We start from the raw sequence: 25,493 nt of genomic DNA, 5'->3' as shown, positions 1-25,493 counted from the left end.
AAAGTATAATGAAGTTCCAAAGCACAAGCACAAAAGAGCCCTCGTGCTTACAGCACGTAAATTTGTCCGCCTCGTTTTTGCTCTGCTAAGCAAAGGCGAAATATATCAACCACGGAGGTAGATAATTATTGCAAATTAGTCTGTTTACTTTATTTTCTATCAGAACTATTATTTAGTCATGGGCTGAATTGATAAAAATTACTATTCAGGCTAGGCGGATAGAACTATGCCTAATTTGACCGTTTTCAGCCAAATAAATTAAATTATTTTCTTTTTTCCTCTTGACATCTTACCGTATTACTTATTAGTTTAAAATATTAATTATCTTACTATATTTAGTTCCTGCTTACAATTAGCACAAACTCCTTTAAAATTAATAAAATGATTTTCAATTATAAAATCATAATCATCTCTTATTTCTGCAATTAATTTATTTAAATTTTCACTTTCCAATTTAAAAATATTATTACAATGTTTACAGACTAAATGACCATGAATTTCTTCTGTACAGTTAAAACAAACCTGATATTTAATAACTTTATCTTTAATCATCGCTTTCTTTAAAAGGCCAATTTTTTCCAGGACATCAATTGTTCTATACACTGTTGCCAGACAGAGATCAGTATTTTCAGACTTTAAATAATTAAATATTTCTGTTCCAGTTAAGTATTTTTTTGGTGAGTTTAATAGTTTCTCGCAAATAAGCTGTCTCTGTTTAGTAAAATGATAACCATTTTTAGAAAAAAGCTGTTTTAATTCAGTAAATTTAGCTTCATTCAAGCTAATCATCCCCCATAATTAGACTTAACCTCTTAATTTTATCTAATTAATTTGTACTGCCTTATGAGTACAGCTAATTAGATAATTACAAACTTATAATAAAAATAGTTACTAGCAAATTATAAACAGCTATCCCAGTTAACCAGCAATTAATTCCTGGTCTGCACGCTCTTTTTTAAAGTCTATGTAACGCTGACATTGTTTCAAACGATCATAACCAAGCATAATACCTAAAATAAAGTCTTCTTCTGCTGTATATTCTGTTAAATCATTTTTATCAATTTTTTTAATTACTTCAATACAATGATCATCACCAAACAAAATATTTATTTTTTTATCACTAACCTGATAAATTAAATAGGCAATATTTTTGTTGTTAAGTCTTTTTAACATAAGTTTTTTATTGTCCGGGTGGGTTGTGTGTAAAATCAAATTGCGCAATCCTTTTTCATATTCATAAAGATGATGACAAAATACATCCATTAATATTCACTCCTCAATTAATTATTACAGACTGGGCTGCCTGTAATAAAAAAGCAGCCCAGTTATAATTAATAATTTTTTTATAGTAAAACTTGATCCTTACCAAATTATAAAATTAAAATAAATCAACAGTCCAGGCAGCTACTTTTTCTTCAGTCAGCTCAGGATGGTTTTGATCATCAAGTACAAGCCCAACAAACTTACCATCCACTACAGCAAGTGAGTCATCAAAATCGTAATCATCAGTAGCTGTTGTGCCTACTATTTCTGCTCCCTGTTCAACAGCAACATTATAGATAATTCCAATTGCATCAACAAAAGTATCAGGATACATATTTTGATCTCCTGTACCTAGTAAAGCTACCTTTTTACCGCTTAAATTAGTGCTTTTTACAACTTCTATAAATTCGGCCCAATCATCTTGTAATTCACCCAGTCCCCAGGTTGAAGAAGCAAAAATTATGTTTTCATAATTTGCCAGATCTTCTTTTGAAGCAGCTCCAGCATTATAAAGATCTACCTCATAGTCTGTAAATTTATCCTTTAAACCTGCCACAATTTCTTCTGTAATACCAGTAGTACTTCCATAAAAAACTCCTATTTTTGCCATTACAATCTCCCTTTCTTTATTTTATATTTATTAGTTTGCAGTGCTTAGTCAGGCTGCCTTACTGCTCTCTGCTGAGCCAACTAATTTAATGCAAAATTTATAAATTTAAATCCAACTTAAGTTTGAAGTTTAATAAATAAAATTAATTTAAACAAGGAACTCTGTTTTCTAACTTTTTGTAAATAGATGACCAACTACGGCGGGCATAAATAACATCAATATCATTATCCTTTGCCTCCTGTTTAACTTTGTTCATAGCAGTATGATGTATATAATCTGTCATGACTAAAATCATATCTACTCCAATTGGGATTTGAAAATTACGAAATTTAGATTTTTTACGCCCGGAAAGATGAGTTATCTGAGAAAAGCCTAATGACTTAACATTTTTTTTAATTGATCCCAAATTATCTGCTCCAATTATCATCAATGACATTATAAATAAACCTCCTTTTATACTTTAGAATGATTCTCATTCTCAATTAATTAACTAATTATATTTTACACGTGATCCTGCTCTGGGTCAAGTTCATCGTAATAACCACAACATTGATGTTCTCCCTGTCCATCTCCACTACAACTATGCTCATTATTATTATGGCTGCCACAACTGCAGCTTGAGCAACCTGCTTGCAAAAATATCTGTCTATATAATCTACGGCCTGTATAAATTAAACTAAAAATTAAAATCGCTGCTACAATTAACTTATCCATTTTTTAACTCACCTCTCTAATTAATTTTTCTGCATGTTTATCGCCAGCCATAATTCTAACTGCCAACCAGCGAGCAGAATAGTTAGTAAACCTTTTATCTGCTTTAAAATAAGCAGTTAACTCTTCTAGATCAGCCTCTAGTTCAGGACTATATTGAATAATTTCTGCTTCTGGTCGAGAATATTTTTTGATATTATAGTAAACTTCTTTAATCATTGCTTTAATTTCAGTTTTACCTTTTGCCTGTTTAGCAACTGCTTTTACAACAGGAGTATTTAATTTTTGACTTAACTTCTTTAAATCAATTTTAATTTTTCTTTTGTCAACAACATCCATCATATTTAAAACAACTATTACTGGTAAACCAATCTCTAAAAGCTGTAAGGTTAAATTGAGACTTCGTTCTAAATTTGAAGCATCAATAATATTTAAAACAAGATCTGCCTGACCAGATAGCAAATAATCTCTAGCAACTGTTTCTTCAATACTGTAAGAGCTAAGACTATAAGTTCCTGGCAAATCAACCAGCTTGCCTTTGTCATCACCTATCTTTAAATAACCTGTCTTTTTTTCAACTGTTACACCAGGATAGTTAGCTATATACTGTCTAGCACCAGTCAATAAGTTAAACATTGTAGATTTCCCCGAGTTAGGCTGTCCTGCCACTGCTACTGTGATTTCAGCCATTAACTACCACCTCAATATACCGGGCTTCTTCATGCCTGATACTAATATTGCTATCTTTTATTTCTAATTCAACTGGATCAACTAGTGGAGCATTTCTAACTACGGTAAATTCATTGCCAGGAATAAATCCCAAATCCATAAGACGTCTCCCTGATGCCCCCTGAAGAAAAATATTAACTATTTTACCTTGATCACCTGGCTTTAATTTATTTAAACTTATCTTTTCCATCTTAATTCCCCTTTATAATTTTTAACTAATTTTTATTTTTAACCATGATCTGGGCCGCAATTCTCTGCCCCAGTGCAATTTGCTGATCTTCAGTAGCTAGTAAAAAGGGCCCTGGATTACCAGCAGTTACAACCTCGATTACTGTCCCACTATTTAAACCAAGATCTTCTAAGTGACGTAATAGCCCCCTGCCATAGCTTTCATTTGCAACTATTTCTGCTCTATGTCCCTGCCCAAGCATTGTTAAAGGGAAAACATTAGCTGTCATTATCTCACCTCATTTATACACAACTTATTAAAACCAAAATTCAAGTTAAAATAAACAATCATCCAAATAACTAACTTTCATAAACTGCTTTTGTTTTGAACAAAGCCATAGTCAGCATAAAAACAATTGCCAGTAGGTAAAATGCTCCCATTGCCTGAATTCCAGATAAGTCAAAATAACTGCCTCCACTGAAAATTAACACTCCCGAAATGAAACCTAATCCAATAGGATAAAGTAAAGCAAATAACATCCACTTTGTACTTCCTGTTTCCTGTCTTACTGCAACTAAAGTCGGAATACAGGGTGGATAAAGAGCCATAAAAACCATCATTGCCAGGGCATGTAGAGCAGTCCAGCCAGATTGGCCTAATCTATTTTCTAATTTTTCGCGAGGATTTTCTGTCTTATAAATTGCTCCCAGAGTCGCTACACTATTTTCCTTAGCAGCTAGTGAACTAATCAAAGCCATATTAATCTTCCAGTCAAAACCAGCATAAGTTGAAACTGGTTCTAAGTAATAACCTAACTTACCCATTACACTGTTAGCCATATTTTGGTTATTAACTTCAGCTCTTAAAGTTTTACGACTGCGATCAAATAACCTGTATTGCCTGAAAACTTGAGCAGCATTACGATCACTCTGCCATTCGCCATTTTCTTGATAACGCCCACGATTAACTATTTTATAGAAAAGTAAGTTTTTTGCTTTGTATTCAGTCTGGACTTTAGCTAAACTGTTTTCTCCCCCGGCGTTTAATTTAGCATTATTATAACTATTATTATAATTAATAAATGACTGCAGTTTTTGATCATTATTTAAAGCCTGCTGATAAGCAGGATACTGCTCAATTTCTTGATAAAATTCATTTTGAGCCGTTGCTATTTCTGAACTATAAGCTGCTTTTTGAGCTGCATTAATGCCAGGATAATTAATTAAGAAAAATACAATTACCATTACTACTGCAACTACTGTAGTAATCTTTTTAAGAAAAAGCCAGAGTCTTTCTAAACTGCGTCTGGCTACTCCTTTTAATGTTGGCAAGTGATAAGCAGGCATTTCCATAACAAACGGTGAAGATAATTTATGTTTTAGAACAGTTAGGGAAAGTATTTTACTAATTCCCAGAGCTATAAAAATATTCACTGTTGCTATAAAAAACATCGCCTGTGGTTTAAAATCACTAAAAAACATAGATACCAGTAAAATATACAGAGGAGTTTTAGCCAGACAATTCATAATTGGAGCGATTAAAATGGTAGCTAATCTTGCCTTTTCGTCTTTAATTCCCCGGGTAGCCATTACACCAGGTACTGCACATCCCCCTACAAAAAGCCCACTTAAAACAAGTGGAAAAACTGACTGACCATGTAATCCAAAACGTCTAGCAACTCGATCCATAATAAAAGTAACTCTAGGTATATAGCCAATATCTTCTAAAATTGCAATTAAAGTAAATAGAATTAAAAAAATTGGAATGTAGTTTAAAATAGCCAGCACACCATCGACAACACTAATTACTAAAGATCTTAAAACTGGATCAAAAAGCAGACCTTCGCCTAGCAGCCAGGATACTATCAATCCCTTTAAAGATGATAAATAAGGCCAGGTATAATTTGTTATTTCATAACCCTTTACTATACTTAATTCATATAGCAAGTAAATAATCCCCAATAGAATTAATGGACCAAAAAATTTATGTAAAATTATTTTATCAGCCTTTTTGCTTAAACTTTCCTGTTTTTCTGCTGGTTTCTCAACTACTTCCTGACAAATATCTCCAGCCTTTTTATAATAGGATTGAGCAAAATGGCTTTCCAACTCATAAAAATTTTCTGATTTAAATTTTTCCCTCTTTCGATCAGCAAAAGCTAAAACTTCAGTTAGACTATTAAATTTTGATTTCATAGCTACTATCTCCCTTATTATCAGAATCTGACTGGAACAGCCAGCTAACTGCTGACTTTTCCAGAACAGATTCTAGTTACAACCTAATTTAAAGTAATTTGATTACTGATTAGCTAATATTTAAATAAACAAAATAATGATTAGGATAAATTTAGTCAACTGGATGAGCTTTAATCCACATTACAGCTCCAATTTCATGATCTTTACCTTCAATTTGATCTCCTTCTAAAAGAGCTGCAAATCCCCACCAACCTGATTGGGGAATACCATAAGTAAAAACTCCATTCTGGTCTGCTTTAACAACCTGAGTTGGATGTGCTGGAGTCGGAAATTCAAAAGCTGCATTATTAATACCTGCATATGATTCAGCATTTAAATGTTCTACTTCAATCTCAGCATATGGGACTGGTTTGCCATCTTTTTTTATGATTCCCTGAAAAACATTACCAGTCCAAAGACCATATGGTCTAGTTAGTGGAATAATTTCTGCTTTTAAGCCTATTTCTTGATCCCAGTCAGAAGGCGCACCTAAACTGTTAACAACTACTTTTGTGTATTGAGTTATGTAAAGATCATCCATTGCTTCCCAATAAGGAGCTGGTTCTAAATAAAAAACAAAATCTCCAAATCCTCTAGTTTGATAACTAGTTTGATAAGCTGCTGCTCCATCAAAAGTAAACTCTTCTAAAGTATCGAGCAAATCCTGCTTTTTACCATGATGATAAACTCCAAATTGAGCAGGTTTTCCCATTTCCATAGTATGAGAAGCTTCAGCTGGATGGGTAAAAATCAGCTGTAAATCAATTTCTTTTTCATCAGCTGAACTAATCACATCATCAGAAGGCATAATCATTTGAAAATGAGCAGAAGCAGCTCCGCTAAAAGCTATAATAGCAGCCACCATAATTATTGTTAAGAATATCTTAGCTTTTTTCTGGTTAATATTATTCATTATTAAAATCCTCCTTTTAGTTATTAATAATTTAATTGATTATTTTTCAGAATCAGTTAAAACAGGACCATCCTCTACAACTTCATGGCCCGGGCCAGCATAGAAAACTACCTGATAGTCAGCAGCTGGTTTGGCAATAATAGCTTCACTAAAATCATCCAGCTGAGTTTTGTAAATAACTAACTTTTCTTCAAAAGTAGCTGGATCACCTGCTGGAACTTCTTCTCCAATCATTGCTAAATATTGATCTCTGGCAGCTGTATCACCAGTAAATTCTTTGTTTTCAAGCAGATAAATATCAGTTCCTGAAGCAGATGAACCATCAGAAAAACCTCCCTGAACATAAATTGTCCCATCATGATAATCCTCCACATATAGAATGGGAGTGTGAGCCAAAACAGGTTGAGCTAAAACGGCTAAACTTAATAAAACTAATAAAAAGACTAGCTTAGATTTATACATTTATATTTCTCCTTTTTAAGTATATTTTTAGGCTACCCTAAACTTTATTTAAAAAAATATGATTTTGATAATCATTATCAATTAAAACCAAAAATAAAGGTTAGCTGACTTTTAGGTTCACCTAACTTAAAAATATAATAACAGATAAAATAAAACTTTGCAAGTATAATTAAAGATTTTTTTTGTGATTTTTGCTAGCTAATTAGCCTGAGCTAAAATTAAATCACTTTAACTGCATAAATCACTCACCTGATAAGATTTATCAATTACTTTTTCTAAAAGATTTTTATTATGCGAAACAATTAAATAAGGCTGCTGAATAGTATTTAAAATGGCAATCATTCTTTCAACTGTAATATTATCTAGACTGGCGAAAGGCTCATCAAGTAACAGCAAGCGGGGCTCCATAGCCAGAACTGCAGCAAAAGAAATAATCTTTTTTTCTCCCTGAGATAAATTATAAGTTATTTTATTTTGATAACCAGCCATCCCTACTAATTGAAGTTTAGTATCAGCTATAGCTAAAGCTTCCTGCTTAGTTTTACCAAGATTAAGTGGACCAAAGGCTATGTCTTCTACTACAGTCGGACAAAAGAGCTGATTATCAGGATCCTGAAATAAATAGCCGATATTTTGTCGAACTTCTAAAAAGTCTTGTTTATTTTTTCTGGGCTGAGAAAAAATTATTATTTCCCCAGCTTGAGGCTGCAGTAATCCCATAATAATTTTAAAAATAGTAGTTTTGCCACTTCCATTAGGGCCAATCAATCCTATCCGTTCTCCTGCGCTAAGCATAAAGTTAAAATTATGCAGTAATTCTTTTTCTTTACCATAACTAAAAGATATATTTTTTAATTCAAGCATTAACTTAAAAACCCCTTTTCCAGGAAAATTAAATAACTAATCCAGAATACACTTACAAGAGTAAACACAAACTCTCTTTTCCCAAGTATAAATTCATCTAACAGATAAATCTTCCCTTTATATCCCCGACAGAGCATAGCCTGGTAAATCTTATTAGAACGATCATAACTTTTAATTAATAAATAGCCTATTAAATAAGCATAAGTACGATATGTATGCAGACTAGTTTTAGCTGTAAATCCTCGTAATAAAATAGAATTATAGATATTTTTAAATTCAATTCTAATTACAAATAAATATCGATAAACAAAAAAGAACAGATAAATTAACTTATCAGGTAATTTGAAATGATAAAAGGCATGAATTAAATCTGTCATACTTGTGCTGGCAATTAAACTAATAAAAAGCAAAATAATTGTATTTGATCTAATAGTTATTGTTAGAGCATAAAAAATTCCCTGCTGATGAATAGCCAGTGGTCCCCAGTTAGCAATTACTTGCCCGGGATAAGTAAAGGGAATAAATAACCAGACCAATAAAACAAAGAAGTTCAAAACAAGTAATCTTTTCACTAAAGACTTTAAAGGTAATTTAGCAATTATAATCAATAATATAGCAGCTAAAAAAGCAGTTAACAACATCTGTAGATTACTGCCCAGAGCAACTATAAAAGAAGAAATTAAACAGATAATTATTTTACAGCGAGGATCTAATTTATGTAAATAACTATCACCAGCTGCAAATTTTTCTTCAAACATTTTTTTACCTCCAGCTTTTTATCTCGATTAAACTAAAAGCTAAAACACAAACTTATAATATAACATTAAGCTAAGTTAGGCAAATTAACTAAATGCTGTATTTACTAACAATCATAAAAAATAGAGCTGCTAAATTAGCAGCTCTATTTTAATAATTATTTTATTTTAATAGTCTAAATAGCTAGCTATTAAATTAAAGTTATGGTAATCAAGTTAAGCTTATTATTTTTCATCTGAATCAAAGTCAAAATCAAATGTTTTGCCACTGCTTACAGGACAGTTCTTATCACTGCAGCCAGGGCAGGGACTATCTGTTCCTTTTAGACCTCCATAAACTTTTTTACCAATATAAAAAACACTAGCTATAACTAAAACTCCAATAAATAAATAATCCATAATTACCTCCTTCAAAAAGTCCAATTAGAAGGGTAATATTAACTATAAATTAAACTTAAATCTATAGCAGATGGTCAGAACTTAATTAGCTTAATAACTATTTAAGCTCCCAGGCCAAGTAACATACCACCCTGATAGATAATAAAGGCAACTACCCAGGCCAGGACAAATAAATAACCAGCAGTAACTAAAGTCCATTTCCAGCTTTGTGTTTCTGATTTAATAGCACCCAGGCTGGCAATACATGGCGTATAAAGTAAGACCATAGCCATAAACGAATATGCAGCTAGAGGCGTAAATTGAGTCGCCAGAACTGTTCTTAATCCTGTTTCTCCTGCTGCATAAACAACACCGAGAGTTCCTACAACAACTTCTTTAGCCAGGATACCGAATACAAGGGAAGAAGCTGCCTGCCAACTACCAAAACCAAGTGGTTTAAAGATAGGTGCTACAAATCTACCAAAATGGCCAATAAAACTATTAGCAGAAGCGTATTCTACACCTAAAGGTAAATTAGCTAATACCCAGATTAAAACAACTACTGAGAAAATAATTGTACCGGCTTTTTTAAGAAAAGCACCTGTTTTTTCCCACATATGAATAAAAACACCTTTAGCAGTTGGAAATCTATAGGGAGGAAGTTCCATTACAAAATGGGATCTTTCTCCTTTAAATAGTAATTTGTTAAATACACCTGACATTACGACAGCCATTATTATACCTAATAAATAAAGTGAGAAAACCACTGTACTGCCATGATTAGGGAATAAAGCACCTGCAAATACTACATAAACAGGCAATCTAGCTGAGCAGGACATCAGTGGATTAATTAAAATCGAAATAATACGATCCCGTTTATTCTCCAGAGTTCTAGTTGCCATAATTCCTGGTACATTACAACCAAATCCAATTACCATCGGGATAAATGATTTACCATGTAAGCCTAACTTACTCATTACCTTATCCATAATATAAGCTGCTCTTGACATATAGCCACTGTCTTCTAAAATTCCAATTGCTAAAAATAACAAAAAGATATTCGGAATAAAGACCAATACAGAACCTACTCCGCCAATAATTCCATCTGTAATAAAAGAAGCAACCAGGGGAGAAGCACCTAGACCAGTTAATAAGCCACCTGCCCAGCCACCAATAACTTCAAAGAGAGTTTCTATGTAACCAATTAAAGGATCACCAAGTGTAAATGTAAATTTAAAAATAGCCCACATAACTACCAGAAAAATTGGGATACCCAAATATTTATTGGTTACCACTGCATCAATTTTATCTGACATATTTTCTGGTTCTTGACCAGCAGCAGGGGCTTTAACTGATTCAGTAATAATTTTATTAATAAGCTCATACTTTTTATCAATAATAATATTATCAAAATCATCTTTAGCTTTTAACTCCCGCTCAGCAATTAAACTCTTTATTTTCTTAGCTTTAGAACTGCCAACTTCTCTTTCTAGAAGTTTAACTGCTTCCGGATCATGTTCAATTAATTTGACAGCTGCCCAGCGATGATTTACTTGATTGGTAAAATCATATTCCATAAATAATTTAGCGATCTCAGTAATTAAATCCTCAATTTCAGCTCCATAATTAATTTCTAGAGCAGGTTCAGTTAAATCACGATTTTTAATAGTTTCTGCCAGCAGGTTTTCAATCCCCCTACCTTTGCTAGCTACTGTTTCTACAACAGGAGCTCCCAACATTTGACTTAACTTATGTTTATTAATTTTAATTCCCTTTTTTTCAGCTTCGTCTGCCATGTTTAAAACTGCTACTAAATCAACGCCCATTTCTAGAAGTTGAATTGTAAAATATAAATTCCTCTCCAAATTAGCAGAGTTAATAATATCCAGAACTAAATCATACTGCCCAGCAGTTAAAAAATCTCTTGCTACAACTTCATCTTCAGAATATGCTCCCAGAGAATAAGTTCCTGGTAAATCAATAACTTCAAGTGCATATTCTTTATAAAAAGCATGTCCAGTTTTCTTTTCTACTGTTACTCCAGGCCAGTTACCAACATGCTGTCTAGAACCAGTTAATTCATTAAATAAAGTAGTTTTACCAGAGTTAGGATTACCAGCCAGAGCTATTTTAACTTCTGTTTCTTTTCTACTTGTTTTATTCAAAGCCATTTAATTTTCACACCCTTCAGTATCTACTATTACTTTATGTGCCATCCCTTTACCAAGTGCAATTCTATTATCACCAATTCCGACAATTAAAGGGCCACCAGAGCTACGATATATTTTAACCTGTTTGCCACTAACAAAACCAAGATCATTTAATTTACCTTTTGCTTTTCTACCACCAACAATTTCTTTAATCCAGCCAGTTTCACCTGGCCTTAACATAGATAAAGGCATCAAATCTAGACCTCCCTTACCATAATTTCTTCTGCCTCTTTTTTACGTAAACTCAAGCTATAACCTCTTACCTTCACTTCAATCGGATCACCCATGGGAGCCTTACCTTTAACTTCAATTTTTGCTCCTCTATTCAAACCCATATCCATTAACTTTCTTTTAAGAGCTCCTTTAGATGTTAATTTTACTACCTCTACTGTAGAACCAACTGCTAAATCATTAAGCATTACTTCTTTTGCTGCCATACCGTCTGCTTCCTCCTTTTTAGCTAAAATTGCAAGTGCACAACTTTGTTCAGTCAAGTGACCATTGGCCAGTAAAAAGTCTACCATAGCCTTAAATGATTTCTGACTAAGGTCATGTTCAATGGCACAGGCATCTCGGTCAGCTGTTTCAGGATCAATACCTAGTATCTTTTCTAAAAAAAGATAAATGATCTGATGAGTACAGTCGATCCTTTCTGCCCACTCCCTACCTGCTGCAGTTAATTTAATTGGCCCATATTTTTCCTGTTCAACCAGGCCCCTGGCACTTAGTCTATTAATACTTTCATTAACTGAAGATGCTGCCACTTCCATAGTTCTGGCAATATCTGTAACTCTAGCAGAACCATTTTGTTTAATTAAATTTAAAATTGTTTCCAGATAATCTTCCATAGACTCTGATAAGACAAAAGTTTCCCCCACATTAATTCCCCCTTTTCAGAGACTTAAAATATTTATTCAAAATCCAATTTAGGGTTACCTAAATAAATTCCAAAAAAATTTCAAGCTGCAAATTTAGTTGAAGATCATTTATGATTAAATTATTTTTTATTTTTATCTATAATTTAATTCAGTTTTGAAAACGATTCTCAACTTCATTTATAAATTATACAAAAAGTATGATGTTTTGTCAAGACTATTGTTAAATAATTTACAAAAAATAAAACTCCTTCTTTAAAAAAGGAGCTTTAAATATTTTTTAATTAATTTTTAATTTATTTCTAAAACTTTTTTAATCAATAACTGCTAAACTATATATTGTAGACAACAGAGAAAATTGTAAGATTATGTATCATTTTTTTAAACTGATTGCTTAGTTCCAGGCAAAACTAAACAATCAGTTTCAAGATAGATTAAAGCAATAGTTATTTTTCTCCTTTTTACCTGCTCTTTTAGAGCAGGTTTTTCAATTTATCACTACTATTTAGTTAAAAAATCAGCAATAATGATTCCATAAGCCTGAGCAAAATTTTTAATATCTGCTACTTTTACTCGTTCATTATAAGAATGAATTCCATCTAATTCTGCAGGACCATATTGGATAGTAGGAATACCATTATTACGGAAATAACGAGCATCACTGGAAGCCCACTGAAAAGTTGGAGTTGGCTTAATACCAGTTAACTTTTTAGCTGAATTTAAAACTGACTGTACAATTTCTTTTTCAGGTAGTGTATAATTAGCCTGACTATTCCAGCGCAAATGTTCTATCTCAACTTTAATCTCTTCTTCAGCAAATTTAGCTTTTATCCAGTCCATAACTGCTGCTGTTTCCACTCCAAAAGGAAGCCGCAGATCAATCTCTGCTTCACAATAATCAGGTATTTTATTTAATTTATCACCACCTCTAATTACTCCAACATTAACAGTTACATGATCCAGGACTCTTTCTACTCCCACTACACCTTTGTTTTTTTGTAAATAATCTTTCGAATCTTGCAAAATAGCTGTTATTTCAGCTGGCATTTCCCAATCAACCTGCCAGACTTCATATAAAGCTGTAATTGCCCGATTCATTTCTAAAATTGCATTATTATTAATTGCAGGTGATAAACTACCATGGCCCGGAATACCGCGAGTAATCAATTTAAGCCAGCAGGATCCTTTCTGGCCAATAGTAGGATCTTGCCGGGAAGGCTCTGCAATTAAGCAGCCATCTGCGGTAAATTTTTCAGCTAACCAACCACTACCCCAATGCCCTCCAGATTCTTCATCACTAACCAGCATTAAAATTAATTTTCCAGGTAAATCATCCAACTTAGAGGCAGCTACAAAAGCGGATATAATCCCTGCTACACCAGCCTTCATATCACTTGCTCCTCTACCATAAAGATAGCCTGACTTAATTTGACCAGCAAAAGGAGCTATCTCCCAGCGAGAATTATCACCAGCTGGAACTACATCAAGATGACCATTTAAAATTAAAGTTCTGCCAGGTTTATTTCCTTCTAATTCAGCCAGTATAACTGGCCAATTTTTCTTATTTGATCTAATCTCACATTCAACACCATTGGCTTTTAAATAATCAACTACAAAATTAATTATTTCTTCCAAGTCTCCAAAAGGATTTTCACTCGGAATTTTGATTAATTCCCGGGCCAGATCAACTACTTCATCAGGATCAATCAAATCCTTAATTTTTTCTTCAAGTTCAGTTAATGATTCCAAAAAAAACATCTCCTTTAAAAATACTTAATAAACTTTTAACTACAACTTTACCAATCAGGCCACAGCAGATTTTTTAAAGATCCCGGGCCATTCTAGGATCAAGCGCATCACGCAAACCATCACCTAAAAAATTAAAACCTAATACAGTTAACATAATAGCCAGACCAGGAATAGTGGCTATCCACCAGGCGAAACTAATATAAGCTCTTCCATTAGCAATTAAAGCCCCCCACTCGGGATAAGGAGGCTGAACTCCAAGCCCTAGAAAACTAAGTGAAGCAGCCCATAAAATTGCCGAAGGAACATAAAGTGTAATATATACAATTACTGGTGCCATCATATTAGGAGCAATATGGTGAGCAATAATCTTAAAATCACTGGCTCCTAATGCCCTAGCAGCTGTAATATACTCTGATTCGCGCAGTTTTAAAACTTCTGCTCTAACAATTCTGGTAAACTGTGTCCAGCCAACAGCCCCAATCGCAATAATTACATTCCAGAGTCCCCCTCCCAGTGCTCCTGCAATAGCCAATGCCAGAACAAGAGCTGGAATAGCCAGCATAATATCTACAAATCGCATAATTAAACTATCTATCTTGCCACCATAATAACCAGCAACAAAGCCTAGCACAGAACCAACTACCGCTACAATAACTACTACCCCAATGCCAACTAACAGTGTATAACGAGCTCCATAGGCTACTCGGCTAAAAAGATCTCTTCCCAGATCATCTGTACCAAAAGGATGATCCAGTGAAGGTGGTTGTAATAGATTGTCATAATCCTGAACAGTAGGATCATACGGAGCAATCACAGGGGCAAAAATAGCAATTAAAACTACTCCAATAATTATCAAAGCACCTATAATTGCAAGTTTATTTCTTTTAAAAATTCGCCAGAATTGCCCAGAAGCAATTACTTCCTTTTCAGCTACTTCTATCTCTACTTGCTGCTTAGCTTCTTTTTTACTAACTGACATAAAAACCCTCCTAATTATAGCGAATTCTGGGATCAAGAAAAGCATAAGCAAAATCAACTATGATATTTGAAATTACAACCAGGATTGCAATTACTAGAACAACTCCCTGTACTACTGGATAATCTCTTTTCATAATTGAATCTACTAGCAATCTTCCCATACCAGGCCAGGCAAAAACAGTTTCAGTAATAACTGCTCCCCCAAACAACCAGGGAATTCTTAATCCAAGTAGAGTAACTACGGAGATTAAAGCATTGCGGAAAGCATGTTTTAAAACAACTGTATACTCTTTTAACCCTTTACTTCTTGCTGTTCGAACGTAGTCTTCATTGATTATTTCTAACATATTAGATCTAATCATTCGCATAAAAAGAGCAGCCGGAGGAAGTCCTAAAGTTAAACTCGGCAAAATTAAATATTTAAATCCTTCCCAGGTCCAGATTGCTCCTCCTCGACCTGAAACCGGTAACAGCTTAAGATTAATACTGAAAATTATCATAAAAATTAAACCAAGCCAGAAATAAGGCATTGAAACCCAGAAAAGAGCAAAAATTCTAGCCACCTGATCAAAAAATGTATAACGCTTAACAGCCGAAATAATACCAGCTGGAATTGAAACTACTAAAGTAATTAGTAAAGCAATTGTTGTTAATTCAAGCGTAGCCCAGACTCGTTCATTAATTAGTTGAATAACTCCACTATGAGTCCTAATTGAAAGTCCCAGATCACCATGCAAAGCATTGATTAACCAGTGGAAATATTGTTCAACAATAGGTTTATCAAGTCCTAATTCCTGCCGCTTTTGCTGCAGCATATCAGCAGTAAGATTAGTCCCATAAGTCAATTTTACTGGATCACCAGAAATATGCATCAAAGAAAAAACTAAAATTGTTACCCCCAAAAGAATCGGAATAATTAATAAAGTACGCCGCAAAATATATTGAAACATTTATCTAAACCCTCCAAACTAAATAAAAGATTCAGAGACAGCCTTTCTGAAAACTGCCTCCAAATTATTAGCTACTAGCTATTCAGCTTCTCTTTCTATTACTATTACTCTTTATGCAGCAAAAGTGCTCTCATCAGAGGTGGCCACCAGGGATGAGTTAGCATCTCATCAACACCAACTACATCATCTTTAGCTACAAAAATATTTGAATTAGAAACAAGTGGTACCCAGACACCAGATTCAACAACTGTTTTTTGAACCTCATTTAAAGCTTCAGTTCTTTCAGCAAGGCTCATACTGCTCCCAGCTATCTCAATATTTTTATCTAACTCAGGAGTTGACCACTGTCCATAGTTACTAGAACCAATTCCACTACTGTGAACTAAAAATCTCAGATAAGGTTGACCAAGCCACCAGGTATTACGGAAAATCCCAATATCATAATCTCCGGTTTCTGCTCGATCATAGGTTGCCCCTACTTCAGCAGTCTCTAGATTAATTTTAATCCCAATTTTAGCTAACTGAGCCTGTACAATTTCTCCAGCTTTGCGCCATTGATCAATATTAGAAAAAGTAATTAGGGTTAGTTCTAATTTCTGACCGTCTTTTTCTCTAATTCCATCACCATCATTATCTTCCCAACCTAGATCACTTAATATTTGTTTTGAAATTTCTGGGTCATATTGATAGGCAATATTTTTAACACCAGGCCAGTAACCAATCGTAGCCTTATTAATTAAACCATCAATTTTTTTGCCAACTCCAAACCAGGCTGCTTTAGCAATTTGTTCTTTATTAACAGCATGAGCAACCGCCAGCCTCATATCTTTATCTTTAATAACTGATTTCTGCATATTCATCGCTAAATACTGCACACTATAAGTTGGAGCAGTTTCTACTCGTAAGTCTGGTTTTGATTCTAAAACCTTAACTGAACTGGGGGGTACATCAAATGTAAAGTCAACATTACCGGCCATTAGTTCAGCCATCATAGTTGCATCTTCTGGTACAACCCGGAAAATCATTTGAGCAGACTTAGCTGGACCAGGATTACTAATAAAATCAGGTGCATGATTGTAGTCATCAAAACGACTCATTACTATACGATCACCAGAAACCCATTCGTCTAGTTGAAGGGGGCCAGTCCCAATTAATTCTGTCCGGCCAATTTTTTCAGCCTCTGTATTAGAAAGCCATTCTTCAGGCATAATACTAACATGAGCATCAGCCATATGATAAAGAGCCAGCGGCTTAGCAGTTTTAAAATGAAAAACAACCGTATATTTATCTGGAGTATCAATCTGATAAATACCTCCATTTTTAGCTGGTAAATAGTTGGCCAGAGGTGACATAGCAAAATATCTTTCATAAGAAGCCTTAACATCAACAGCTGTCAATTCAGCACCATTGTGAAATTTAATTCCTTGTTTTAAATTAACTGTCATCTTCAGACCATCATCTGACCAATCATAAGACTCTAATAATAATGGAATAACATTATAATCTTTGTCAAGAGTAAATAAAGGCTCAACTACATGGCTTAAAATCATATAAGAATGAAATCTAGTTGTCTGATTAGGATCAAGTGTGTCAGGTTCTTCACCAATCCCGACTATAATCTTGCCATTATCTGCTGCTGCGGAAAAGGAAAGTACTACCAAAAATATTAATAAAAAAACTATAGTTTTTTTCATTTTTTTCTCCTCTCTACTACTTACTAAAATTTAAAATATGTTTTAATTTAGCATTATCCTACTCCAAAACAATTTTTATTTTACAAGTCTTTTTAATCACCTCCTAGCTAATCGGATCTATTTAAGTTAAAATTTAAATGAATTCTATTTTAGATAATTCAGACAAAACTAAAATAATCCTTTAATAACTAAAGCTGCCATTTCACGAGCTAAAACAACTTGTTTACCTGTTAAATGAGCTACTTCTTTTTTCATTTGCTGATTATATCCCATACAGTCCAGATAAATAATAGGGGCTGATTTGTCTTTTAATTTAGCAGCTGCTTTAGCTAGAGCAAAATTATTTTGATGATTCTGATAGGGAGATGCTGCTGTTACTTCTGCATTAATCCCCAGATCTAGCCAATTTTGTTGAGCAAGCTCTATTTGTTCTCTTTTGGGAACTATAACTGCTAATTCTTTTTGCTGCCAGATTAGATTTTTAATTACACTGTAAAGCAGCGGCTGCGGCTGAATGAGAAAAGCTGAACTTGTTAAAGCACTAAATTTACCAGTACATAAAAGAAGAACTATTTCGAAATTCTGACTGGCAATCAGTTCTAGTTTCTGCTGAATCAACTTAACAATATGCCTTTCAGCTAGTTTCACTTCAGCTCCATTGCGAAGTCTAGATACTAAAACCTGGTCTGTTGGCCCGGGAGAAAATTTATTTTCAATTTCTGTTAAAGTATAATCATCAAGAGCTCCAAATTCAATTATTTGAATTTCATCCCCCAGATACTGCTGTAATTCTGGTACCAGGTCAATGCGGGGTGATTGACCAATGGTAATGGTAGCCAGTTTTTTTTGAACTGCTGCCAAATCAGTTCAACCCGGGAGTTTGAAATTTTTTCAGTGAACCATAAAGATGTTCAAGTTTTTTAAATTCCTGCTGATCATAAAAATCGCATTGTCTGCTGGTAAAATATTTAGCCACTTCTACCACAAAACGGCCTGCAGACTCTATATCAGCAAAATGAGTTGCCCCACTAGCACAGCCAGCCACTGCTGTTTCAGTAGTAATAGCAACACCTACTACAGGAGCATCACTAGCTACTGCAGGTTGAAAAATACTATTAATATGATATAAATTATTACTATATGGTGTTATATCTTGCTGAGTTACTGGTATTACAACAGCTGCTTTGCCACTAACTGTCTCCATAATTGAAAGTAAATCTTCGCTAACTTTAAGTATATAACCTTCTTTAATTGTTGGGGAAATAGTAAAACCATTATAATTTAAAATTCTATTGCCTTTAGTAGTATCTATCGAAAGGATAGCTTCCATTTCTTCTAGCACTTCATGTTTGTTCATTGCTTCCATATCAATTGGAGAATCCATAAAAGGAACTGGTTTATGAGCTCTAGTTGGTGCATCAGGACAAACATGAGTTGTTATTAAAATATCCCCTGGCAGCTGATCACCTCGTTTATTCATCCGGGCCAGTTTTAAAGCTACCGCAAGAGCAGTTAATGCTCCATCTCCATCAGAAACAAATCCAGTCACCTCAGGTCTAGCTCCCAGACCGCCAAGTCTGCCAATAATCCCCAGAGTCGGAGCAGTATCATCATAGCCTTTAATCCTAATTTTTAAACCATCAGTGGAACCATTTTTCCCCTGAATACTTGTTGTCATTACTTCATCTGCCCCATTATTTCTTAAATACTCAGCCACTTCTTCTCCTCTGGCATTGGCTTTATCCAGCAGAGTATAAATATCAAGTACTTCCTGTAAAATCATCTACTTATTCACTCCCAAACATTATTTTCGCTGCCGTAAATCTTGTTGAAGATAAAGTCCTGCTGTAAGCAGAGGATCAATAACAGCTATTCCCAATTCAGCCGCTAGATCATCAGCTATCTCAAGGGCGCCCATTCCTGTACAGGCTAAAACTATAACTTCTGCTCCTGCTGCTTTTAATTCAAAAGCTAGCTGGTAAAGTTCTGCCTGACCAGCTTGAGTGGCAAAATCGTGAGTGTTTTTAACATTTTTTAAAAGACGATAAGCGAGCAAATTATCACCCAAAGTTTCTTTAACTGCAGTAAGTTGATAATTTCCCATACCAAGCACAGCTACTTTATTACTGTGTTTAAGTGCCTGACTAGCCGAAACTGCTCCTGCTCCTGCCACAGGTATAGTAAGTTTCTGCTGTAATTCAGTTAATGCTGGGTCAGCTGCACAGCTAATCAAAATAGCCTGATATTGATCAGCAAGTAATTCAGCCAATTCTATTATTTTAGGAATAGCTGCCTGATGACTTTGCTGATCATATATCCCATCAGGTTGATCAGGTATACAGAAACTATCAATATCAAATTGTGGATAATGTTCTGCCAAAATTTCAGCATGTTTATCTAAACCTGATTCTGAAGTTAATGTAACAACTCTAAGCAAAGCAATTTTTGTCTTTTCCATAACTAATCTCCTCACTTCGTAGCTAGCTTAAGTTAAAAGTCTACCTTTTTATCTTCTTTTTTTATTTTATTAAATTAAAGTAGTAAATTAAATAGGCATTTAGATAAATATTTTATATTTTTTTGTTCATTTAGCAATAAAAATACTGGATACATGGATATAATAGTTAAATAGCTCGTTTAAATAATCTGACTAATCTTAATTGCCAGATAAATATCAAGTAAATTATCACTATTATTTAAATCACGCCCCAATAGTTCAGAAAATTTCTTAATCCGATAGTTTAAAGAATTACGATGAATGTTTAATTCTGCTGCTGCTTGTGTTTTATTGCCCAAATTATTTAATAAAACATCTACAGTTTCAAGTAATTCTGCCCCTGATTCATCTAAAGCTGGGCCTAATATTTCTTGTCTAAATTCTTTTAAAACATCATAATTATCAAGTTCAACTAATATTTTAAAAATTCCAAGTTCATCATAGTGATAAACTCCATTTTCTCGATAAATTTTCTTGCCTATTTTAATAGCTTGAGAGGCTTCTTTATAGCTTTGCCTTAATCCTTTTATTTCTGGATAAAAATTACCAATTCCGATTGAAATCATTATATCCGGAATGTTTTTAACAATTAACCGGCGAATATGTCGGGCAAAGCTAAGACTCTTTTGCTGATTCTGTTGCTTAGTCTTTAAATTCTGACAATTATAAAAAATAATCAAAGAATCACTTTGATTAATTAAAATAGGATCTTTATTTTCCATAACCATTTCCCAGCGAACAATTTTTTTGATTTCTTCTTTAACTGCCTGAATATGACTTTCATCTTGATATTCAAGATTTAAATAATAACTTTCCAGATCATCAATATCAATCACTATTGTTAAATAGTCTTTTGTCAAGTCCCAGCCTAAATAACTAGCCCTTTTAGCAATTGTTTTGGCAGAAGAATAATTATTCTGCAATAGATCATTTAAAAGTTCAGTCTGCATCCTTTTTTCTGTTTCACTTTGCCCTTTCTCTTTTAACATTTCGAGAGCAATAACAGTAGCAGCATGTTCTACTGCTCGATAGTCAATTGCTTCTATTTTGCGATCTGGGCTCTCAAAAACTGAAATATAACCATAGATATTGCCAGCAACTATTATTGGAGCTATTAAACGTGAGCGCCCATTTTCTCCTTCAATTCTAACCACTTTATTATTATTTAAACGAGCTTTTAGTTTCCTCATGGGTAAAGCAAGTGAGTCTTTAAGTTGATTTTTTTCTCTAACTTCCCCGACTAGAGCCAAAATTTCTTGTTCTGCATTCTGAATCAAAACTGGACGAGGAATTAACTGATAAAGAGTCTGAGCTATATGATCGATTCCGCCTCCCATTAAGACTACCTTAGTTAATTCCTGATGAATCTTCTCTGATCTTTTTAGTAAATAAGCTTCTTTACCCAGAATTTCATCAATTAAAGGTAATAAAATATCAACATAAGAAATAGTTGCTGGCAGTTCAATTACAGGAAAATTATATTTTTCTCCACAGGCTAAAATAACCTCAGGAATACTATCAAAATAGCGTCCCTTTTTCATACATAGTCCAGCACTATTTGCTTCCTGAAGGCTTTTAACTATTTTTTTTTGAGCAGCTGGGTTATCTTTCATTGAATATCCAGTAGTTAAAAAAAGTCCCCCCTCTTTTAGCCATCCCTTGACATCAGGAACCTCTATAATATCAACATATTTAATTTCTCTACTTACTCCTGCTTGACCCGCTAGCAATTTTGCTTCCTGCATAAAGTCAAATTTTAAAATATCTGCAACTTTAATTGCCATCAAAATCACCTCATAACTCTCTAAAGTTTAGTTAATCATACTCTACCACTAAATAAAATTCAAATAAATTTTTCCATTTTTTAATCAGCTTTTAATCTTTTTCTAAAGTTATTTTAATAATACACTGTTATTATATTATTATAGCAAAGAGATAGAGATTTGTTATCCCCTTTAAAAGCTGTTGCAGAGGACAGCTTTACAGCATAGATAAAAGTAATAGATACTTTTCTCCTTGCTTTACCCGTTCTTTTCCCGGAACGGGCTTTTTTTATATCAAGTAAATTGATAAAAGAGAGAGTGGACGTCCACTCTCTCTTTTATTTTTAATAATTTGAAATAAATTGTTACTAATTAACTAAATTATGCTCTTACTTCTCGCCGCATAAATAATAGATATGCAACTGCAAAACAAATCAAAGAAGCAGCAATCAATGCTGTAAAATGAGGCCAGACTAAAAGTAGACTCTGGTCAAGCGATAAAGCAGATGGAATTGCTCCCTGCAGCTGTTGAAAGCTTAATCCTCCCAAAGTCCTAATGGAAGGAGTTAACAAAATAGTTGTCAATTCATCATATAAATAATTTGGCGAAAGTCTAGATAAAATTACAGTTAGATGATTAATTTGGAAAGGATTCTTGCTCAAAGACTGAGCAACAATATTAACAATCATACTATAAAAAACTGTAAAGAAAAGCCAGATTGCGAGACTAGCCAGAGCAGAAGTTGCTGCCTGTTCGAAAATAATAGAAAATAAGATCCCCAGACTTAACCAGAAAGCAATATAAATAGTACTCAAGAATAAAAAAATACAAATCCGGAGAAACTCACCTAAAGTTGGGGGTAGACCAATTGAAAGTAATCCCATTCCCATTACCAAAAAACCTACTGAAAAAACCAATAATAAAATAACTATTACAGCAGCAGTAAATTTACTGGTAATAAAATAATCACGGGGAATTGGTTGAGCCAGAATCCTACTGATTGTACCTCGATTTCTTTCTGAATTAACTAGATCAAATCCGAGAGCTATTCCAAGAATAGGTCCCAAGAAACTAATTAGAGTCATAAAATTAGGCAGATTGCCATCAGTAGCTGTAAATAATTTCAAAAAGAGAAAATTGTCTCCCTTATTAATTAAAGCAGCATTTTCTCTAATAATATTTAGAATAGAGTAAAGAGATCCAAAAGTAGTAAGTAAGATTAAAGCAACTACAATGATAAACTTCCAGCTCTTGACATGATCAGAAATTTCCTTATCTACCATCACAAGAAATGAATTGCTAAAGCCGGGCATCAATTTCACCTCCTGTAAAATAATATTGGTATATTTCATCAAGTAGATTTTCCTGCTTTTCAACTTTAATTACTTCATCAAGAGCAGATATTTTTTTAATAACCTGATCAGAAAGATCTTTAACTTTGACACTTAAATCAATCTCTTTTTGAGCCAGTAATTCTGCTGCCAATTCTTCTATACTGCCTTCAGCTAGTAAGCTGCCTTTTACAAAAATACCTACTCGATCACAAATTTTCTGCACCTGATTTAATAAATGAGAAGAGAGCATGATTGTAATTCCCTGCTCTTTACTCAGGCCCCTAATTAAAGTAAGAAATTCATTAATTCCTGTTGGATCAATTCCAATTGTTGGTTCATCTAGGATTATAATCTCTGGTTCTTTAATTAATACATCAGCCAGTCCCAGGCGCTGGCGCATCCCTTTAGAATAAGTTTTAACTTTATTGTCAATGACATTAGTTAGGCCAACTAGTTCAACTACTTCAACTGCCTTTTTAGCAGCTTCTACTGCAGAAATACCATTTAATCCGGCTGTATAGACTAGATTTTCTCTACCTGTACGCTGGCTATAAAACCCTACCTGATCAGGCAGATAACCAGTAAATCGCTTAATGGCAATTGAGTCTCGAGTAGCATCAAATCCTTTAATTTGAGCAGTACCTGAAGTCGGTTCTGTTAGACCTAAAAGCATTAAAATAGTAGTGGTTTTGCCAGCTCCATTTGGTCCAAGCAGACCATAAACTTCACCCTTTTTAATAGCCAAATTAAGCTGATTGACAGCTTTAAGTTCACCATATTCTTTAACTAAGTTATCTGTTGAGATAATAGTTTCAGCCATAACTATCTCCTCCCATATTTTTTAACAAAATAGAAGATAACTAAAATTACAGCTAAAATAATTAAAATCCCAACCCAGCCCCAGATTAAGGAAGTCTTAACTGTAATCCGGAAATCAGCAGCAGCTGTTGCCTCAGGTGTATTAGTTTTTATACTCAGCTGATAATCACCTGCGATTGCTTGATCACTGGCCTTAACAGTTGCTGAAACAGTAGTACTCTCACCTGCTTCCAATTTAGTTATTTTATCTTTTTCAAAATCAACTGACCAATTACTGGGAGTAGTGGCTGATAATTTAATATCTCGCAAAGTTATTGTTCCAGTATTTTTAATTTTCAAATTAAGTTCTTTGCTTTTTCCAGCAACTATCTGCTGACTCAAACGTCCGGAAGGAGTTGTTAGATCAAGCCCATATTTACCTTTAATTACAGCTTCCAGATTAATTTTTTTAGCAGTAGTACCAGAATTAGCTTCTACAGTAATGGCATAATTATCTGCCTTAACATTAACTGCTGGTTCAACCTTAACGTCAATTGTTTTGCTTTCACCTGAATCAATAGTAACTGAAGTTACATAAGAACCAGCTTCTTTAAATCTAACATCCCACCCCTGAGGAGCATCAGCCTTCAAGGCATAATGTTGTTTTTCAGCTGTCCGATTACGTAGGGTAGTATCATAACTAAAAGTAGAATCTGAATAACCTTCCATATTATTTTGTTCAACAGTAAACTCAGTTTCAAAAATTCCTTTTTCAGCTATTTTAACTGCCAGAGGCAGTTGAAAATTTTGTCCATCATCTGTAGTAGCTATAACTGTAAAATGATAGTTTCCTTTTTCAATTTTGAGAGGAACATTTACTTCTAGATCAAGGCTTTTATCATTTTCATTTTTAAAATCTTTTGATTTTATGGCTAATTTCTCAATACTTTTGCCACCAGAACTAATATTATAGTCCCAACCGGCAGGCAAATCCTTAACTTTAAAACTTAGATTTTGAATCAACCTACTATTATTAATAACATCAATGTCATAATTAATACCTTCCCCTGGAGTAACAGAAAGGCCTGTATAAGGAGTATATAATATAATTTCATTTCCAGCTGCATTAACTACTAAAGTAAAAGGAATTAATAAGAATAATAGCAAAAAAAGTAATGAAGCTTTTAATTTATTAGACATCTAAATAACCTCCTGTAATATAATTTTTTAATGATAACCAAATTGTAACTGGTAACGTCAAGTATTTTGTGTAAATAAATTAATATCGTTCTTCAAATAGTTGAATTAGTTTATCTCTAGCAGCTAAAAATCCCTTTAGTCTTCGTTCTGACCACTTAGAATTATAGTCTAAGATTTTAAGATATAGTATTTTTTCTGCTGCCTTTTCATTTGGTAAACTATTCATTGTTTTAAGTCTTTTTCTGATTTCTTTATTGGCTCTTTCAATCCAGTTAGTTGTATAAATTGATTTTTGAATACTATCTGGATATTTGTAAAAAGTAAAGAGTTCATCTTTATCTTCAAACCAGCTTTGA

29 protein-coding genes are annotated in these 25,493 nt (G+C 33.6%); all 29 read right to left on the bottom strand.

Annotated features, from left to right (window positions below; translation table 11 throughout):
- Nucleotides 1-321: 321 nt before the first annotated feature.
- A complete protein-coding gene (locus tag BMZ74_RS11100) occupies nucleotides 322-780 on the bottom strand; it encodes a Fur family transcriptional regulator (RefSeq protein WP_177181435.1) in 459 nt (152 codons plus the stop codon).
- Between the two features lie 138 nt (nucleotides 781-918).
- Nucleotides 919-1,263: a DUF2023 family protein gene (locus BMZ74_RS11095; RefSeq protein ID WP_089862298.1), complete on the bottom strand. Its 345-nt coding sequence runs from the start codon at nucleotides 1,261-1,263 to the stop codon at nucleotides 919-921.
- A 115-nt stretch (nucleotides 1,264-1,378) separates the two neighbouring features.
- Nucleotides 1,379-1,873, bottom strand: a complete 495-nt coding sequence (locus BMZ74_RS11090) for a flavodoxin (RefSeq protein WP_089862297.1) — start codon at nucleotides 1,871-1,873, stop codon at nucleotides 1,379-1,381.
- 142 nt (nucleotides 1,874-2,015) lie between these two features.
- Complete coding sequence (locus BMZ74_RS11085; protein WP_089862296.1) at nucleotides 2,016-2,309, bottom strand: DUF2325 domain-containing protein; 294 nt, start codon at nucleotides 2,307-2,309, stop codon at nucleotides 2,016-2,018.
- Between the two features lie 65 nt (nucleotides 2,310-2,374).
- Nucleotides 2,375-2,587 carry a hypothetical protein gene (locus BMZ74_RS11080; protein WP_089862295.1) on the bottom strand — a complete coding sequence of 71 codons (213 nt, stop codon included), beginning with the start codon at nucleotides 2,585-2,587 and terminating at the stop codon, nucleotides 2,375-2,377.
- Between the two features lie 3 nt (nucleotides 2,588-2,590).
- On the bottom strand, nucleotides 2,591-3,274 hold the full coding sequence (locus BMZ74_RS11075) for a FeoB small GTPase domain-containing protein (RefSeq protein ID WP_089862294.1): 684 nt from the start codon (nucleotides 3,272-3,274) through the stop codon (nucleotides 2,591-2,593).
- Nucleotides 3,267-3,503: a FeoA family protein gene (locus BMZ74_RS11070; protein WP_089862293.1), complete on the bottom strand. Its 237-nt coding sequence runs from the start codon at nucleotides 3,501-3,503 to the stop codon at nucleotides 3,267-3,269. The genes BMZ74_RS11075 and BMZ74_RS11070 overlap by 8 nt, the downstream gene beginning before the upstream one ends.
- Before the next feature lie 25 nt (nucleotides 3,504-3,528).
- On the bottom strand, nucleotides 3,529-3,771 hold the full coding sequence (locus BMZ74_RS11065; RefSeq protein WP_089862292.1) for a FeoA family protein: 243 nt from the start codon (nucleotides 3,769-3,771) through the stop codon (nucleotides 3,529-3,531).
- A gap of 70 nt (nucleotides 3,772-3,841) precedes the next feature.
- A complete protein-coding gene (locus BMZ74_RS11060) occupies nucleotides 3,842-5,677 on the bottom strand; it encodes a nucleoside recognition domain-containing protein (protein ID WP_089862291.1) in 1,836 nt (611 codons plus the stop codon).
- Nucleotides 5,678-5,828: 151 nt separating this feature from the next.
- Entirely contained in the window at nucleotides 5,829-6,629 is an 801-nt protein-coding gene (locus BMZ74_RS11055) for a DUF4198 domain-containing protein (RefSeq protein WP_089862290.1), read from the bottom strand.
- A gap of 39 nt (nucleotides 6,630-6,668) precedes the next feature.
- On the bottom strand, nucleotides 6,669-7,091 hold the full coding sequence (locus tag BMZ74_RS11050) for a hypothetical protein (RefSeq protein WP_089862289.1): 423 nt from the start codon (nucleotides 7,089-7,091) through the stop codon (nucleotides 6,669-6,671).
- Nucleotides 7,092-7,319: 228 nt separating this feature from the next.
- Complete coding sequence (locus tag BMZ74_RS11045; RefSeq protein WP_089862288.1) at nucleotides 7,320-7,955, bottom strand: energy-coupling factor ABC transporter ATP-binding protein; 636 nt, start codon at nucleotides 7,953-7,955, stop codon at nucleotides 7,320-7,322.
- Nucleotides 7,955-8,713, bottom strand: coding sequence for a cobalt ECF transporter T component CbiQ (gene cbiQ, locus BMZ74_RS11040; protein WP_089862287.1), 759 nt, complete (start codon nucleotides 8,711-8,713; stop codon nucleotides 7,955-7,957). The genes BMZ74_RS11045 and cbiQ overlap by 1 nt, the downstream gene beginning before the upstream one ends.
- 222 nt (nucleotides 8,714-8,935) lie before the next feature.
- A complete protein-coding gene (locus BMZ74_RS14545; RefSeq protein WP_177181434.1) occupies nucleotides 8,936-9,109 on the bottom strand; it encodes a hypothetical protein in 174 nt (57 codons plus the stop codon).
- Between the two features lie 101 nt (nucleotides 9,110-9,210).
- Nucleotides 9,211-11,259, bottom strand: a complete 2,049-nt coding sequence (gene feoB, locus BMZ74_RS11035) for a ferrous iron transport protein B (RefSeq protein WP_089862286.1) — start codon at nucleotides 11,257-11,259, stop codon at nucleotides 9,211-9,213.
- Nucleotides 11,260-11,490: a FeoA family protein gene (locus BMZ74_RS11030; RefSeq protein ID WP_089862301.1), complete on the bottom strand. Its 231-nt coding sequence runs from the start codon at nucleotides 11,488-11,490 to the stop codon at nucleotides 11,260-11,262.
- Nucleotides 11,491-11,495: 5 nt separating this feature from the next.
- Nucleotides 11,496-12,176 carry a metal-dependent transcriptional regulator gene (locus tag BMZ74_RS11025; RefSeq protein WP_245750876.1) on the bottom strand — a complete coding sequence of 227 codons (681 nt, stop codon included), beginning with the start codon at nucleotides 12,174-12,176 and terminating at the stop codon, nucleotides 11,496-11,498.
- 498 nt (nucleotides 12,177-12,674) lie between these two features.
- Nucleotides 12,675-13,922 carry a M20 family metallopeptidase gene (locus BMZ74_RS11020; protein WP_177181433.1) on the bottom strand — a complete coding sequence of 416 codons (1,248 nt, stop codon included), beginning with the start codon at nucleotides 13,920-13,922 and terminating at the stop codon, nucleotides 12,675-12,677.
- Between the two features lie 73 nt (nucleotides 13,923-13,995).
- On the bottom strand, nucleotides 13,996-14,901 hold the full coding sequence (gene nikC / locus BMZ74_RS11015; RefSeq protein WP_089862284.1) for a nickel transporter permease: 906 nt from the start codon (nucleotides 14,899-14,901) through the stop codon (nucleotides 13,996-13,998).
- A gap of 10 nt (nucleotides 14,902-14,911) precedes the next feature.
- The gene (locus tag BMZ74_RS11010) at nucleotides 14,912-15,850 is read right to left on the bottom strand and encodes an ABC transporter permease (protein ID WP_089862283.1); all 939 of its coding nucleotides are present in this window, start codon (nucleotides 15,848-15,850) and stop codon (nucleotides 14,912-14,914) included.
- 104 nt (nucleotides 15,851-15,954) lie between these two features.
- On the bottom strand, nucleotides 15,955-17,544 hold the full coding sequence (locus BMZ74_RS11005) for an ABC transporter substrate-binding protein (protein ID WP_089862282.1): 1,590 nt from the start codon (nucleotides 17,542-17,544) through the stop codon (nucleotides 15,955-15,957).
- A 168-nt stretch (nucleotides 17,545-17,712) separates the two neighbouring features.
- Complete coding sequence (locus BMZ74_RS11000; RefSeq protein ID WP_089862281.1) at nucleotides 17,713-18,405, bottom strand: AroM family protein; 693 nt, start codon at nucleotides 18,403-18,405, stop codon at nucleotides 17,713-17,715.
- A 1-nt stretch (nucleotide 18,406) separates the two neighbouring features.
- Nucleotides 18,407-19,327, bottom strand: coding sequence for a DUF1177 domain-containing protein (locus BMZ74_RS10995; protein ID WP_089862280.1), 921 nt, complete (start codon nucleotides 19,325-19,327; stop codon nucleotides 18,407-18,409).
- Nucleotides 19,328-19,348: 21 nt separating this feature from the next.
- The gene (locus BMZ74_RS10990) at nucleotides 19,349-20,002 is read right to left on the bottom strand and encodes an aspartate/glutamate racemase family protein (RefSeq protein WP_089862279.1); all 654 of its coding nucleotides are present in this window, start codon (nucleotides 20,000-20,002) and stop codon (nucleotides 19,349-19,351) included.
- 179 nt (nucleotides 20,003-20,181) lie between these two features.
- Nucleotides 20,182-21,825: a PucR family transcriptional regulator gene (locus BMZ74_RS10985; protein WP_089862278.1), complete on the bottom strand. Its 1,644-nt coding sequence runs from the start codon at nucleotides 21,823-21,825 to the stop codon at nucleotides 20,182-20,184.
- A 360-nt stretch (nucleotides 21,826-22,185) separates the two neighbouring features.
- Nucleotides 22,186-23,118: an ABC transporter permease gene (locus tag BMZ74_RS10980; RefSeq protein WP_089862277.1), complete on the bottom strand. Its 933-nt coding sequence runs from the start codon at nucleotides 23,116-23,118 to the stop codon at nucleotides 22,186-22,188.
- On the bottom strand, nucleotides 23,105-23,959 hold the full coding sequence (locus tag BMZ74_RS10975; protein WP_089862276.1) for an ABC transporter ATP-binding protein: 855 nt from the start codon (nucleotides 23,957-23,959) through the stop codon (nucleotides 23,105-23,107). Before BMZ74_RS10975 ends, BMZ74_RS10980 begins: the two co-directional genes overlap by 14 nt.
- 2 nt (nucleotides 23,960-23,961) lie before the next feature.
- Complete coding sequence (locus BMZ74_RS10970; protein ID WP_089862275.1) at nucleotides 23,962-25,137, bottom strand: COG1470 family protein; 1,176 nt, start codon at nucleotides 25,135-25,137, stop codon at nucleotides 23,962-23,964.
- A gap of 79 nt (nucleotides 25,138-25,216) precedes the next feature.
- Nucleotides 25,217-25,493, bottom strand: a 277-nt coding sequence (locus BMZ74_RS10965) for a transposase (protein ID WP_143070164.1), incomplete at its 5' end; no start/stop codon positions are given.

This window comes from Halanaerobium salsuginis (genome assembly GCF_900114545.1).
GTDB classification, from domain to species: Bacteria; Bacillota; Halanaerobiia; order Halanaerobiales; family Halanaerobiaceae; genus Halanaerobium; species Halanaerobium salsuginis.
The sequence above is the reverse complement of the archived record's forward strand: the minus strand, read 5'-3'. Positions and strand labels throughout refer to the sequence as shown.